Source organism: Maribacter flavus (assembly GCF_008386635.1).
GTDB classification, from domain to species: domain Bacteria; phylum Bacteroidota; class Bacteroidia; order Flavobacteriales; family Flavobacteriaceae; genus Maribacter; species Maribacter flavus.
The window spans coordinates 480,840-496,574 of sequence record NZ_VUOE01000001.1; the positions used below are offsets into that span (position 1 = coordinate 480,840).

General features: G+C 43.0%; 12 protein-coding genes. 5 read left to right on the plus strand and 7 right to left on the minus strand.

Annotated features, from left to right (window positions below):
• The first annotated feature begins 9 nt into the window (after positions 1–9).
• The 3 genes from F0361_RS02265 to F0361_RS02275 all read left to right on the plus strand — a co-directional run bounded on the left by F0361_RS02265 (position 10) and on the right by F0361_RS02275 (position 7,918).
• Complete coding sequence (locus F0361_RS02265; RefSeq protein WP_154917043.1) at positions 10–6,075, plus strand: alpha-2-macroglobulin family protein; 6,066 nt, start codon at positions 10–12, stop codon at positions 6,073–6,075.
• A gap of 101 nt (positions 6,076–6,176) precedes the next feature.
• A complete protein-coding gene (locus F0361_RS02270) occupies positions 6,177–6,902 on the plus strand; it encodes a carboxypeptidase-like regulatory domain-containing protein (RefSeq protein ID WP_154917044.1) in 726 nt (241 codons plus the stop codon).
• An 8-nt stretch (positions 6,903–6,910) separates the two neighbouring features.
• Positions 6,911–7,918 (plus strand): transglutaminase domain-containing protein, encoded by a 1,008-nt coding sequence (locus F0361_RS02275; protein ID WP_161598192.1) that lies wholly within the window; start codon positions 6,911–6,913, stop codon positions 7,916–7,918.
• Here the strand turns inward: F0361_RS02275 and F0361_RS02280 are convergent.
• The 7 genes from F0361_RS02280 to F0361_RS02310 form a co-directional block, all read right to left on the minus strand.
• Positions 7,915–8,649: a LytR/AlgR family response regulator transcription factor gene (locus tag F0361_RS02280; RefSeq protein WP_154917046.1), complete on the minus strand. Its 735-nt coding sequence runs from the start codon at positions 8,647–8,649 to the stop codon at positions 7,915–7,917. The two genes, F0361_RS02275 and F0361_RS02280, sit on opposite strands and share 4 nt — an antisense overlap.
• Positions 8,646–9,716: a sensor histidine kinase gene (locus F0361_RS02285; RefSeq protein ID WP_154917047.1), complete on the minus strand. Its 1,071-nt coding sequence runs from the start codon at positions 9,714–9,716 to the stop codon at positions 8,646–8,648. The genes F0361_RS02280 and F0361_RS02285 overlap by 4 nt, the downstream gene beginning before the upstream one ends.
• A 165-nt stretch (positions 9,717–9,881) precedes the next feature.
• Positions 9,882–10,082 (minus strand): hypothetical protein, encoded by a 201-nt coding sequence (locus F0361_RS02290; RefSeq protein WP_138259085.1) that lies wholly within the window; start codon positions 10,080–10,082, stop codon positions 9,882–9,884.
• Positions 10,083–10,326: 244 nt separating this feature from the next.
• Positions 10,327–10,854: a DUF4136 domain-containing protein gene (locus tag F0361_RS02295; protein WP_154917048.1), complete on the minus strand. Its 528-nt coding sequence runs from the start codon at positions 10,852–10,854 to the stop codon at positions 10,327–10,329.
• A 31-nt stretch (positions 10,855–10,885) separates the two neighbouring features.
• Positions 10,886–11,596, minus strand: coding sequence for an ion transporter (locus F0361_RS02300; RefSeq protein WP_138259083.1), 711 nt, complete (start codon positions 11,594–11,596; stop codon positions 10,886–10,888).
• Between the two features lie 12 nt (positions 11,597–11,608).
• Entirely contained in the window at positions 11,609–12,610 is a 1,002-nt protein-coding gene (gene obgE, locus F0361_RS02305) for a GTPase ObgE (RefSeq protein WP_154917049.1), read from the minus strand.
• A gap of 257 nt (positions 12,611–12,867) precedes the next feature.
• Entirely contained in the window at positions 12,868–13,980 is a 1,113-nt protein-coding gene (locus F0361_RS02310; RefSeq protein ID WP_154917050.1) for an adenylate kinase, read from the minus strand.
• A gap of 101 nt (positions 13,981–14,081) precedes the next feature.
• On the opposite strand from F0361_RS02310, the gene F0361_RS02315 reads away from it, so the two are divergent.
• Together F0361_RS02315 and purE are read left to right on the plus strand one after the other, a co-directional pair.
• The gene (locus F0361_RS02315) at positions 14,082–15,236 is read left to right on the plus strand and encodes a 5-(carboxyamino)imidazole ribonucleotide synthase (protein ID WP_154918473.1); all 1,155 of its coding nucleotides are present in this window, start codon (positions 14,082–14,084) and stop codon (positions 15,234–15,236) included.
• 3 nt (positions 15,237–15,239) lie between these two features.
• On the plus strand, positions 15,240–15,731 hold the full coding sequence (gene purE / locus F0361_RS02320) for a 5-(carboxyamino)imidazole ribonucleotide mutase (protein ID WP_138259080.1): 492 nt from the start codon (positions 15,240–15,242) through the stop codon (positions 15,729–15,731).
• Positions 15,732–15,735: the final 4 nt, after the last annotated feature.

Genomic DNA, 15,735 nt, shown 5'->3' on the forward strand with positions numbered 1-15,735 from the left:
CCTAAACGCATGAAAAAGATTTCTATAATCCTAAGTATACTTATGTTCTCACAACTAATGAACGGTCAAGAAGCCAACATGTCCTATAATGAACTTTGGAACCAGGTGCTGAAGATGGAAAAAGACCAACTTACCCGTAGTGCCTATGATTTGGTCCAAAAAATCTATCAAAAAGCGGAGGGTGATGGAAACGAAGTCCAACGAATAAAGGCCTTGTTGTTCACTTCCAAGTACCTACTGATTCTGGAAGAAGATGCCCAGCTTTCCGTTATAAACAAGTTTAAAACCGAAATTAAAAAGGCGTCCTTTCCCACAAAAAACATCTTGGAAAGCTATCTCGCCAATCTCTACTGGCAGTATTTTCAGCAAAACCGCTATCAATTCTACAATAGAACGGCCACCGAAACCAAGGTCGATTCGGTCGATTTTAGGACGTGGGACCTAAACACCTTGTTCAAGGAAATCGATATACACTTTCAAAACGCTTTGTCGGATTCAAAAGCGCTCCAAAAAACCGACCTCCAAGAATTTAAGGAATTGATCGAGACCGAGGAAGGTTCTGAAATGTATAGACCGACATTGTACGACCTTCTGGCCCATGACGCGCTGAATTTTTACAAATCCGATGAAAACAGTATAAACAGACCTGCCGATACATTTGAAATCGATGCTCCAGAATACCTGTGTGATGCCTATTCTTTCACACAACTGGATATCCCCAATCAGGATGACACTTCCTTGCAGTCAAAGGCCCTTAAACTATATCAGAAATTGGTTTCCTTTCACTTTTCGGATGTCAAGTTGGAAGCCCTGACCTTGGTAGATATCGAACGGTTAAACTTTATACATGCGAATGCAGTTTTCTCCGATAAGGATGACGTTTTGGAGAAAGTACTCCTAGAAAGTGCCGAAAATATTCGGCATCATGAAACATCGGGACTATACACCTACGAATTGGCCAAATTGTACAAAAACCAAGGCGATACGTTTACCCCGGATGAACCCCAACACCGATGGAAGTTAAAAGAGGCCATTGACCTTTGTGATCAGGTCATAAGCCGATATCCAGATACAAGAGGCGCCCAACTATGTGAATATCTCAAATCACAGATCCTGGCACCATCCCTGCAGCTGCAAACTGAGAAATACATTCCCATTGCGAAGCCCGCCAAGCTTTTGATCAATTACAAAAATAGAGCGTCCTTGGATTTGCGAGCCTACCCAATTTCGAACAAACAGTGGGAAGACCTGAACAACCTGTATCCTGAATCCGAAAAACTGGAATTCATTCAAAAACTAAAACCGTCCAAGGAATGGTCCGTCAACTTGATAGATGAGGGCGATTATCAACTTCACAGCATCGAAATTCCCATGCCGGGACTTCCAAATGGCCAGTATTTGATTTTAGCCCTTTCTAAAGAGAATGACCTTGACAGTTTTGCCTACAGCGAGGTTCAGGTTACCAATTTGGCACTGCTACAAACAACGAGTGAAAACCAACATCTTTTTCAGGTGGTGGATCGAAACAACGGGGCCCCCAAACCCGGAGCCAAAGTGACCCTACACCACCGCGGTAACCTGATTTTATCCAATAGCAAAAGTTATATTGCCGATAAAAACGGATTTGTTCGTATCGCGTTGGGCGGAAAAAGTTTGTCCGTTGAGCAAATAAAAGTGGTTTACAAGGACGACCTGGCGAATTTCGGCAATACCTACATCCGTCAAAAAAATAGGCAAAACAATGGGCCGGATGTTGTCCTTAAAAGCTTTTTATTCAAGGATCGAAGCATTTATAGACCGGGCCAACCGCTCTATTTCAAAGGGGTGCTGATCAAGCAAAATGAAAATAAATCTACCCTGGTAACCGAGCAAAAGGTAAGGGTTGAACTATTCGACGCCAATGGCCAAAAGGCAACTGAATTGGAAGTGCAGACGAATGAATTTGGCTCCTTTCAAGGCAGTTTCACCATACCAAATACGGGGCTGACAGGTCAGTATTACCTATCGGTAACCGGACCCACCGGCCTGGTACAGGAGTACAGTTATATTTCGGTCGAAGAATACAAAAGACCCAAATTTGAGGTCGGCTTCGAACCCGTCACCGAGGTATTCAAAGTAAACGACTCCGCCACCGTAAAGGGCAATGCCAAATCCTTTGCCGGTAGCAACATCACAGATGCCAAGATTAGTTATCGGGTAACGCGAAGCGTCAATTACCCCATTTGGTTTTCGTGGCGAAGGGGACCCGGCTATTGGAGAGAAAGTCAGGAAATAGCCCATGGGGAGCTACAAACGGATAACGCAGGAAATTTCAGTATCGATTTTAAGACCCTACCAGATCTCAAGGCATCCAAAGAAAATCTTCCCGTATTTTCTTATGTAATCACTGCCGATGTAACCGATGTCAACGGCGAAACGAGAACGGCTAGCACCACGGTCAACCTAGGCTATCACGCCATGACGGCCATTATTCTTTTGAACGAGCCCCTTAACAAGGCAAACACAGAAAATACGATCACCGTTACTACCCAAAACCTCAACGGACAAAAAGTATCCGCCAAGGGAATACTGAAAATGTACAAATTGCAAGCTCCCGAACATGTACTCAGGCCCAGGCCATGGGAAGCACCGGATTATCAGTATTGGAATAAATCCGATTTTAAGAAACTTTTTCCCCATGAAGCCTATAGGCAGGAACATTCGGTCGAATCTTGGGAGAAAGGCACGTTGGTCTTTGAAACCGAATTTGATACCGGAAAAAGTGAATCCATCGGACTACCAAATCTTAAAAAATGGGAAACCGGAAGTTACCTCATTGAAGTGGAAAGTACCGATGTCTTTGGTCAGGAAGTCACCGCCAAAACGACTACAAAACTGATAGATCCCAAGGAAAAATCCCTACCTGACAATCAACTATTCCATGTAGAAACCGATAAGCAGAGCTATCAAACCGGCGACGCGGCAGAAATCACCTTTTTTAGCAATGCAAGGGATTTGAACATCACCTATTGGGTGGAAAAGGACGGTGAGTGCATCAAGACCGATATCCTAACCGTGAAAAAAAATTGTGAATCTATCAGTGTTCCCGTAACTAAAGAGGATTTGGGAGGTTTCGCCGTTGGTTACAGTTTTACGGCCTACAATTCCTTCCATTCGGGAACCGTTCAGGTATCTGTGCCCTACCCGGACGACGAGCTAGAAATTGAGATTGGAACCTTTCGGGATAAAATGGAACCTGGAACAGATGAAACCTGGAGCTTTAAAATAAAAGGCCCCAAGGGCGAAAAGGTTACGGCGGAATTGTTGGCCAGCATGTACGACGCCTCCTTGGATCAGTTCGTGTCCCATGATTGGTACTTTAATCCGTTGTATAGACCCACATACTACTCACGGTCATATGTAAATGCCTATTTAAGCTTTGGCACCGAAAATTTTAGGGATTATTTCAATACAAATAGGTTATATAAGATATATCCCGACTTACAATTCGACCAACTGGAGTGGTTTGGATTGAATTTTTGGAATAATAATATAAGAATTAGAGGTTATGCCTCGGGGGTAATCAGGAAAAGTAAAATGGAAGCTCCCATGGCGATGAGCGATGCTTTGGATGCCGATACGAGTTTTGAAGGAGAGGCTCTAGAAGAAAGTGTAGCATTTTCCCAAAACAACCCTGAAACCTCAAAACCCAGGGAGGTAAACAACGCTGACACTGATTTTAGCGAGGTAATAATCCGCAAAAACCTTCAAGAAACGGCCTTTTTCTTTCCGCAATTGACCACGGATACCGAGGGGAATGTTTCCTTCAATTTTACCACACCCGAAGCCTTGACGCTCTGGAACCTTCAATTATTGGCGTATACAAAGGATTTGAAATCGGCGACCAAAACCCTATCCACCGTCACCCAAAAGGACTTGATGGTACTCCCTAATCCCCCACGATTTCTACGAGAGGGCGATACCGTTACCATAAGTACTAAAATTGCCAACCTGTCCGAGAATACGTTGGAAGGGATGGGGCAATTGGAACTCACCGATGTACTCACGGGAAAATCCATAGATGCGGCACTTGGAAATATGGAAAACCAAAAGCCCTTTAGTGTGGGGGCCAAGGGAAACACGCAGATTTCCTGGACCTTGACCATACCCAAAGGCATTCAAGGGGTACAATACAAAATCGTTGCAAAGTCGGGTACTTATAGTGATGGCGAGCAAGGTGCCTTACCTGTGCTTACCAATCGCATGTTGGTTACGGAAACCCTACCCATGTGGGTGCGAAGTAATGAGGACAAGACCTTTGTTTTGGATAAGCTGAAAAATGTTTCCTCGAAAACCCTTGACCACCAGAAATTGACCTTGGAAATAACTTCCAACCCGGCTTGGTATGCCGTACAAGCGCTGCCCTACCTCATGGAATATCCGTATGACTGCAATGAACAGACCTTTTCTAAATACTATGCGAATACCTTGGCGAGCCATATCGCGAATTCCAATCCACGAATCAAGGAAGTGTTCGACCAATGGGCCAACTCCGATGCCCTTTTGAGCAACTTGGAGAAAAATCAGGAACTCAAGTCGCTTTTGATCCAGGAAACACCGTGGTTGCGGGATGCGCAGTCGGAAACCGAGCAGAAGAAACGTATCGGACTTTTGTTCAACCTGAACAAAATGAAAAACGAACAGGAAATGGCCTTACGAAAATTGGAAGAAGCCCAATTGCCTTCGGGTGGATGGCCTTGGTTTAATGGTGGTAGGGAAAATAGGTTCATTACCCAACATATCGCCATTGGTTTTGGGCATTTGGAGAAACTCACCGGTTCAAGCCCAAACTCAAATTCAAATGCAAGCTCCATGTTGGAATCCGCTATTTCCTATTTGGATGACGAATTTGTTACCGAATACGAGCGTATGAAAAAGTATTCTAAAGATCTTTCTAAGGACCATTTAAGTCCCAACCAACTACATTTCCTATACATGCGCAGCTTTTTTAAGGACATAAAAACCTCCAAAAAAGTATCGGAAATCTTGGAATACTATTTGGGACAGGCCCGTACCTACTGGACCGATAGAAATTTATACTCCAAAGGTTTGATCGCGTTGACATTGTATCGGTCAGGGGATGAAGCATTAGCCCAGAAAATCCTTCGTGCCTTGGAGGAAAACAGCGTGCAATCCAAGGAATTGGGCATGTACTGGAAGGAAAATAAGCCTTCTTGGTATTGGCATCAGGCACCCATTGAAACGCATTCACTATTAATTGAAGCTTTTTCGGAAATTGGGAACGACACCAAGACTATTGACGAGCTAAAAGTCTGGCTATTGAAAAATAAACAGACCAATCAATGGGAGACGACAAAGGCCACGAGCAATGCGGTCTATGCACTTTTATTACAAGGGAGCGATTGGCTGTCCATCACCGATGCCGTTGATGTAAAAGTAGGCTCCATAGAAATTGACCCAAAAAAACTAGAGAACGTCAAGATAGAATCCGGTACCGGGTATTTTAAAACCTCCTGGAATTCCCAGGAAATAAGTCCTGAAATGGCAACGGTCCGTATTCAGAAGAAAGGGGAAGGAATTGCTTGGGGCGCGCTTTACTGGCAGTATTTTGAGGATTTAGACCACATCACCCCAGCGGGAAAAGAGGCCGGCAAGGCCTTGGAAGTAAAGAAAAAGCTCTTCCTGAAAAAGAATACGAACAATGGGGAACTCCTGACCGAAATCAAGGAAGGTACCCAACTGAATGTGGGCGATCTGGTTCGGGTGCGGATCGAGCTGAAATCGGACCGGGATATGGAGTTCATCCACCTAAAGGATATGCGGGCCGCCGGCTTTGAGCCAGTAAATGTACTATCCCGATACAAATGGCAAGACGGTTTGGGGTATTACGAAAGCACCAAAGATGCCAGTACAAACTTTTTCTTTGACTTCATGCCCAAAGGTGTATATGTTTTTGAATATGACCTTAGGGTCAACAATTCGGGGAATTTCAGTAATGGAATCACCACCATACAAAGCATGTACGCCCCAGAATTTACCAGTCATAGTGAAGGAATTCGGGTTAATGTAGAATGATTATGGTATTTCCCTCGATCAAAAGTAGGTTTGCCTAAAGGGTGGTTTTACATGTTTTGTAATGAATATAGTTTAGGGACAAACCTTTAAACGTATTTAGCATGAAAAAGTCATTACAAATCTCTGTCAAGAATCCTTGTTCCGAAAATTTTGCTAATTTTAAAAAGACCGAGCAAGGAGGTTATTGCAACAGCTGTCAAAAGGAAGTTATCGATTTTACCGGACTATCGGATTTGCAAGTCGTACAGCATTTTAAAAAGGACAATGGCAACACCTGTGGCCGATTCAGGACCTCCCAACTCAAGAACTATGAATTTGAATCCGTTGGCATCATGAACATGAACATCTTTCCAAAAAATTTAGGCATTGCCAGTTTTTCGCTTTTGGCACTGTGCGCGACCGCTCCTGTCCAATCCCAGGAAGTTGCCCAAGCCACTCCAAAAATGGAAATGGTACTTTCCCAAAGAGTAGGCAACGCAAAGGTTGTGGCCGACAGTTACACCGTACGGGGAACCGTTTTAGATGAAACCGATTTACCCTTGCCGGGCGTTAATGTAATACTCAAAGGAACTTCCATAGGCACGACCACCGATTATGATGGAAAGTTTGAGTTTCCGCAAAAACTGGAAGCCAACGATGTCTTGGTCTTTAGCTATATTGGGTACGACACCAAAGAATATAAAGTTGCCGCAAGTCAAAACGATACCATTGATATTACCATCGTTTTCGATGCCACTGATATTGAGCTCATGGGCGATGTTGTAGTAGGTGGCGCCTACAAATCCAAGAGAAACATTTTCCAAAAATTCATCGCACTCTTTAAGTAATGCGATTGGTGTTTCTATTCCTAATTTTTTTCCATGCTATCGGTTTTGGACAGTTTGTCAATTTAAATGAATCCGATTTTTCCAAGGCCGATAGCATCGCTTTTTCATATAAAGGACATAGCCTGAGGAATCTACCGGTTTTGACCTACAAGCTGACCAAGGACCTAACCACGGATGTAGAAAAATTCAGGGCTATTTTCACATGGGTCTGCACCAACATTGAGAACGATTACCAGTCCTATCTGAAAACCCGGAAAAAAAGGAAGAAAATACAAAAGGACAGGGCAGGTTTTTTGGAATGGAACCAAAGCTTTACCCCTAAAGTATTTGAGAAATTGGTGACCGAAAAAAGAACCGCCTGTACGGGATATGCCTACCTCATCAAGGAAATGGCCAACTTGGCAGGATTTGAGAGCGAAATCGTAAACGGTTATGGGCGGACACCCACCTTGCTTTTAAGTGAAAACAACCCGCCCAACCATTCCTGGAATACGGTACAGCTGGACGGACAATGGTATTTGTGCGATGCCACATGGGCTGCTGGAAGAATAATGCTCGATGCCGATGGACCTCGATTTGAAGCCGTTTATGATGATGTTTACTTCCTACCGAATCCTGAATTATTCGCAAAGAACCACTACCCGTTGGAACCGGAATTCTCGTTATTGGAAGAGCCGCCAACCCTAAGTGATTTTATGGAAGCACCGGTGATTTACAAAGCGTCGTTTAGATTCTGCATTGCACCAAACCTACCCAAAAAAATGCATTTGGAGGTTTTACGGGATGTAAACACTTCGTTTGAACTCAAAATACCTGAGGGTTTGGATGTCAAAAAATTTAGGCTTGTCCTAAATAATGGCGGAAAGGATGTGGAAGTTCAGCCAAAGATCACCTTTTTGGGGCCTGGAAAAATTCAAATGGATCACACCTTTAATCGGACCGGGTTATATGACACCCATATTGTATTTAATGGTGACAAAATAGCCACGTACGTTGTAAAGGTCCGTAGAAATTAAAGGCTCATTTTGTCCTTGAAAAGGTAAGATTGTCTTCGTGAAACTTCAATTTCCTCTCCATTGGCCATGGTCAGTTTTAGTTTTCCATTGAACCAGGGTACCACATTTGTAATGAAATTGGTATTGATAATCTGCTGCCGATTGGCCCTGAAAAAATACTTCTCTGGAAGCTTTTCCTCTACTTGGTTCAAGGACTTGTACAGCATGGGTTTTTCATCCAGAAAAAACACCCGGGTATAGTTGCCCACGATTTCAAAATGGGAAATATCGCCCACCTTTATAAGCCAGCATTTTTCCCCGTCCTTGATGAAAATTTGACTGTTACCCGTCAATCGTTCCGTGTTTTCCTTTGTGGTAGCTTCAGTATTTTTGCTGAGTTTTTCCTCCACCTTTTCTATGGCCTGGGCAAAACGCTTTTCATTTATAGGTTTTAACAAATAGTCCAAAGCGTTGTATTCGAAGGATTTTATGGCATATTCATCAAAAGCGGTCGTGAAGATGGTAATTGGAACATCATCCAGCATCTCAAGAAGTTCGAATCCGTCCTTTTCCGGCATATTGATATCCAAAAAAAGGAGATCGGGAAGCTCATTATTGAGGAGGGCGAACCCATCATCTACATTTTCGGCCTCGCCGATAACCTCAATTTGTGGATAGCCCTTAATGAGTTCTTTCAACTCGTTTCGGGCAAGCCTTGAATCCTCTACAATGACTGCTTTAATTTGGCTCATGACAAGGGTATTTTTATGGTGGCAACAACTTCGCCATTTATTTCCTCAATGGAGAAATTGGCCTGATCCCCATAGAGGAGACGTATTCGTTGCTTGATGTTTTGAAGACCTAGCTGCGTGGAACCCTTGGCTATTTGTAATGTTCCGGTATTCGCAACTTTGATAATCAAATTCCCTTCCTCCATACGGGTTAGCAATTTTATGGTGCCTCCGGACTTAAGGTTGGAAATCCCATGTTTTGCCGCGTTCTCCACCAACAATTGAATGATCATTGGAGGTATCTTTTGCTCCAAAGTCTTTTCCTGGACTTCCTTTATGAATTCCAAACGATCCTCGAACTGGATTTTGGAAAGTGCGATATAGTTCTCCACCATTTCCAGCTCTTCCGCTAAATTTATGGCATTGACATTGTTCTTGGTAAGGGAGTACCGGAGCATCTCGGAAAGCTTGGTGAGCATATCCCTTGATTTTTCTACATCCTCCAACATAAGTCCGCGAATATTGTTCAGGCTGTTGAACATAAAATGCGGGTTTATCTGTCCTTTTAAGGTATTCAACTGTGCCTGTCTCAAGGTCGCATTGAGCTCAGCACGCTCCACCCTGTTTGCATTCAATTTTGCCGCAATTTTTACCGATAGATAAAAAATAGTCCAACCAAAAATGGTGATAAAGGAATTGATGATCAACAAACCGGTTCCAAAATCCTTATACATTTCCGGCACCTTAACTTCTTCTTCCCCATATTTACCCATATAGTAGCCCGTACCGTAGGAAAGCCCAAAATATATTAGTGACACCAGCGAAATCCCGACTAATATTTTTATAATCTGTCCTGTTCCAAAAGCATCAAAATTGATGATGCTTTTTAGATAATATCGTAATATACTTGTGGAAAAGACACCTATCAAAAAGGTGGACAAAAGACCGTATTTAAAAATGTTAGTGGCTTTGTAACCATCAGTATCCGGGGTAAAGGCATAGGCAATAAAGACCAACCCGCCCCAGGAAAGGAACTGGACCAGCCAAAATGAAATAGCCCATCTGTGTTTTTTTATAAAGGAAGCCATACGGGTATTAAAAGGTAACTAAAGGGGGAACAAAAATAGTTTCAGCCAAATAGGCTGAAACTAAAATAAGATTTGAATTACCAATACCATAATAATTTTTACAATTGCAATCATGCTATTTGTTTTTTCGATTAATGGATTCGGTTCATTATTATTTTTCTTTCCTTACACGTTGGCTTCCTTATTTGGAATTTCCACTATGTTTTCCTTGTTCAAAAGGGATACGCCCACTAAGGTCAATCCCGCATACAATGGGAAAAAGTAATTCATAAGGTTTAAATCTTTCAAGGCTCCTATCAGGGATACCATTACGGTAAGAACCCCAATTACCAATACTGTTGCTTTTGTTTTGTCAATAGTTTTCATAATGTTGTTTTTTAATTGATTAATACTACGACGTAAAACTACAGGTCCTTGGGGGAGAAACTAAAAGGTTTATGACGAACGGTAGAAAGTCGTCACCGAACGGAAGTTTTATCTAACTAAAATGTAATATACTGATAAACAATAAATTAAACTCCTAATAATGCCGCTACCATAGCTCAAAAACCCTATAAACTAGGGCTTGGCGAAGAAGAGCGGGGTATTTAAAAAAGTCTTTTGAAAGCCTTTAATTTTTTGTTTTTGGGGGATACTTGTCAAATATTTTTGAAATCAATTCTTGCATCTTTTCCTCTTTTACGGCCGGTGGGGCACCTTCCTTATAAGGTTGCGTACCTATGGCTTGCCATACCATGGCATCCTTACGAGCATCTATAAAGTTAATTTCAATCTCCCGGGTAAGATTGGGACCGCCCACGGGAATCCCGAGGGAGACACCGCCACCAAGACCAGCGTTACCGCCACCAAGTCCAACGCCTACCGTATTTCTAGATCGGGCTTCATAGATGATACTTTTTACATCGATAAGGATATCGGGTTCTTCGGAAAACTTGAGGCCCTTGGTCTGGAGTGTAATATCCATGGCCTTAAAAAAACGCTTTTCGTCCAGTTCCGGAATTCCGGTCTGCATATCCGTAAAATAATTATAGGTGTTGTAGCCAGAGAAATCTGTTTCCCGCTCATAATCGTAGTGCACCTTTATCGTTCCACAGGAAACCAGCAATAAAGCAAGCAGCAGTGTTGTTATATATTTCATCCTGAATATTTTACTTTAAGATAGTAAAAATTCAGTCCTCCTCTTTCCTGTCCACACTTTTTGTGAGCGCCGATGAAATTATTCCTGTTGGAATTGCTACAATACCCAAACCGATCATCAAAATAAAAAAGGTAAAGATCCTACCGCCCACAGTTATTGGATATACATCGCCGTAGCCAACCGTAGTCAATGTAATTATTGCCCACCAAAGACTATCAAAGACCGATGAAAAATGCTCTGGTTGGGCCTTGTTCTCAAAATAGTAGATACCAACAGCGGAAAAGTAAATCAGAATAAGGGTGACAAAAAGAAATAGCAAAATCTCTTCCTTGGCCATGACAATGGCCCTTGTAAAGTGTTTAATCGCCCTATTGTAGCGCATCAATTTGAGCATCCTGAACAAGCGAAGAAACCGCAAGGCCCTCAAAGATCGCAAATCGATGCCCAATGCAAGGTAAAAAGGGAGAATTGCTAAAAAGTCAATGACACCGTAAAAACTAAATATAAATTTGGTCTTTTTATCGGCAACGTATATGCGTAACAAATACTCCAGGGTAAAGACAGTGACACAAAAAACCTCAATGCCACGGAGAAGAATACGGGTTTGTGGTTCCAAATCAGGTACCGTCTCAAAAGAAAAAGAAATAATGGATACTAAAATTAAAATCTGGATAAAGTAGGCAAAGAATCTGCTCTTGGGATTATCATTTAACTCAACAATATTTTTTAAATACCGCTTCATCAATAATAAATATTAATCATTCAGCATTTGCCAAAGTTTATCCTTTAGTTCCGTAATGCCTATTTGCGCTACTGACGAGATGAACATGTAGGGAATTCCCCTGAAATCCACATCCAGCTCCTGTTTCATTTCGTCCATCAATTCGGCATCCAACATATCACATTTGGAAATAACGATCAAACGCTCCTTGTGCAACAATTCCGGATTGTACCGTCGTAATTCATCCAATAAAATCGCATACTCCTGACTGATGTCCTTGCTATCGGCAGGAATCAAAAACAGCAAAGTGGCATTGCGTTCTATATGTCGCAAGAAATAATGTCCCAGACCTTTTCCCTCCGCGGCACCTTCTATGATTCCCGGAATATCGGCCATGACGAAACTCTGAAAGTCACGGTACTCCACGATTCCCAAATTGGGCTTCAGTGTGGTGAACTCATAATCGGCGATTTTGGGTTTTGCCGAAGTTATTACGGAAAGTAGTGTGGACTTTCCTGCATTTGGAAAGCCTACCAAACCTACATCTGCCAAAATCTTTAATTCCAATAGAAAATACCCCTCCTGCCCGGGAATCCCCGGCTGGGCATACCTAGGGGTTTGGTTGGTGGATGTCTTAAAATGCCAGTTTCCAAGGCCGCCCATACCGCCTTCCAGGACAATTTTTTCCTCACCATGTTCGGTAATCTCAAAAAGCACCTCGTCCGTATCCGGGTTTTTGACAACGGTTCCCAAGGGCACGTCTAGAAAAACATCGGCACCATCCGCCCCTGTACTTCTGCTCTTGCCCCCGTGCTCGCCATGGCCTGCCTTGAAATGCTTCTTGAACTTGAAATTGACCAAAGTCCAAAGATTTTGATTGCCCCTTACGATTACATGACCGCCGCGACCACCGTCTCCCCCATCCGGGCCTCCTTTTGCCACATATTTCTCACGGTGTAGGTGCATAGATCCCTTGCCACCGTTTCCGGAAGCCAAATGCACTTTTACATAGTCTACGAAATTACCTTCGGTCATGTTGAATATGGTGTTTTAATCGCCTACAAAGCTACGCAATTAAGCATGAACGACGGGCAATGGGTTTATGACAACGGGTCATAAAAGTAATGGAGGTATATTAAATAGGCTAAAGCTATGAGAACGACCGCCAGCATGGAACCGCATCCAATAATAAAACAGCTCTTTAAGGCATCCTTGGGCCTTATCACCTCCTCTGCCATGGGTTCTATTCGATTTTAAGCCGATTAAACTTCGGCAATTATAACAATGTGCGACTATGCTTTTAAGGAATCGATTACCGCTGTTAGGCGTTGGGTAATCTCATCTATAGAACCGATACCGTTCACACTGTGAAATTTATGCTGGTCCTCGTAATACTCTTTTAAGGGTGCCGTTTTTGAATTGTATTCCTCAAACCGATTTTTGATTTTGCTTACATCCTGATCATCTGATCTACCACTGACCTTGCCTCTTTCCAACAACCGTTCAATAAGAATGTCATCGTTGGCCTCCAGGGCAATGGTGGCGTCTATCTTCATATCCTTGGATTCCAAAAAGTTATCCAAGGCTTCCGCTTGGGCGGTAGTACGTGGAAATCCATCGAAAATGAACCCGTCCGCATCGGGATTCTTATCCACTTCTTCCTCCAACATCTTTATGGTCACTTCATCGGGTACCAAATCGCCTTTATCAATGTAGGATTTGGCCAAGGTTCCCAATTCCGTTCCGTTTTTGATGTTGAACCGGAAAACGTCTCCCGTAGAAATATGCTTTAAATTATACTTTTCCTTTAAAAATTGAGCTTGTGTGCCCTTGCCCGCTCCCGGTTTGCCGAAGAGTACAAGATTGATCATATGTTTTTGGTTTAATTGGTATACTTCCTTAAGGTTCCTTCCTAATTCCTTGTAATCCAGTCCATAGCCCACTATGAATTTATCAGGGATTTCAAGCCCCACATAATCTATGGCATATTCGCCATTGTAGACTTCCGCTTTATAAAAAAGACTGGCGATCTTAAATTCCTTCACCTTGGTGTTGCTGAACAAATGCACCAGTTTTTGTAAAGTGCGTCCGGTATCGATGATATCCTCCAAAATGATGATACTGCGGCCTTCAATATTATCGGGAACGTCTAACAGGGTTTCCACGATCCCGGTTGAGGTAAGCCCTTGGTAGGAACTTAGTTTTACAAAAGACACTTCGCAAGGATGCGGATACGCCTTTAGAAAATCGGAAACGAACATAAAGGCCCCGTTGAGCACCCCAACAAAGATGGGGTTTCCATCCTTATAGTCCACGGCAATTTCCTCCGCCATACGCCTTACAGCTCCTTGGATCTGTAATTCGCTGAGGAAAGGTTTGAAAAATTTGTCGTGTAAGCGTATCAATTTTAAAAAATTATCAAGGTTGGCAAATATAGGGTTTTGCCCCGTGTTTTTGAATAATGGGAATCAGGATTCTAAGATTTAACCGTATTTTTGCCTTCGATATGAACTATTTTTCTTCCGATTTTAAACTAGGTATTCTTGGCGGAGGCCAATTGGGCAAAATGATGCTCTACGAAACCCGCAAGTGGGATGTTTGGACCAAGGTATTGGACGCTTCCCCCGAAGCTCCCTGCAATATTTCCTGCAACCAATTTGTACAAGGCGATCTACTTGATTACGACACGGTCTATGATTTTGGCCAAGGTCTGGATGTACTTACCATAGAAATTGAAAATGTAAATCTGGACGCTTTGGAGCGATTGGAAAAAGAGGGGCTAAAGGTGTTTCCACAACCAAGGGCCCTGCGTATCATTCAAAACAAAGCCAAGCAAAAGCTTTTTTATGTGGACCATGAAATCCCAACGGCTGAATTTCAGCGCTTTGCCTATTTGAGCGAAATTGAGGACAGTGTCCAAAACGGTGGATTGAAACTGCCTTTTGTATGGAAGGCCGCACAATTTGGCTATGACGGCCAAGGGGTAAAAGTGGTCAGGACACTATCTGATTTGGAAGGCCTACCCAAAGGCGAATGCATCGCAGAAACCATGATTCCGTTTAAGAACGAACTGGCGGTCATCGTGGCGCGGAATAACAGCGGGGACATAAAGACCTACCCTGTTGTGGAAATGGAATTTCATCCGGAAGCGAACCAAGTTGAGTATGTTATCTGTCCCGCCAGGATTGACGATAAAGTAGCCGCCAAGGCTAGGGAACTTGCCTTAAAGGTAGCTGAAAAAATTGGCTTGACGGGTCTATTGGCCGTTGAGATGTTCCAGACCCAAGACGATCAAATATTGGTGAACGAAGTGGCCCCAAGACCCCATAATAGTGGGCATTACAGTATTGAAGCTAGTTATACCAACCAGTTTGAACAGCACATTCGCTGTATCTTGGACCTACCCTTGGGTGCTACGGAAAGTAAAGTGGCTGGAATCATGGTCAATCTAGTGGGTGCGGAAGGGTATACTGGCGATGTGGTATACGAAAACATGGAGGAAATTTTAAAGCTAGAAGGGGTGACACCGCACATTTACGGAAAAAAACAAACAAGACCTTTCAGAAAAATGGGCCATGTGACCATTGTCGATGAAAATATGACCCGAGCAAGACATGTAGCACAGGAGGTAAAGGAAAAAATCAAAGTAATAAGTAAATAAGTTATGAGTAAAGTAGCCGTAGTAATGGGCAGCACCAGCGACCTACCCGTAATGCAGGATGCCATAGACATTTTAAAAGGTTTTGACATAGAGGTGGATGTGGATATTGTATCGGCCCACAGAACTCCTGAAAAACTGTTCGACTTTAGTAAAAACGCCCATAAAAACGGATATTCTGTAATTATCGCTGGCGCCGGAGGGGCTGCACATTTACCGGGTATGGTAGCATCCATGTCGCCGTTACCTGTTATTGGAGTGCCTGTTAAAAGCAGTAACTCCATAGATGGGTGGGATTCCGTTTTGTCCATTCTTCAAATGCCGGGAGGCGTTCCTGTGGCTACCGTAGCGCTGAACGGGGCCAAAAACGCCGGAATTTTGGCCGCCCAGATTATTGGCAGTTCGGATAAGTGTGTTCTGGATAAAATCATCTTTTACAAAGAAGGTTTGAAACAAAAAGTGATTGAGGGGGCTAAGTCGGTTCGCAATGAAAAGTGAAAAG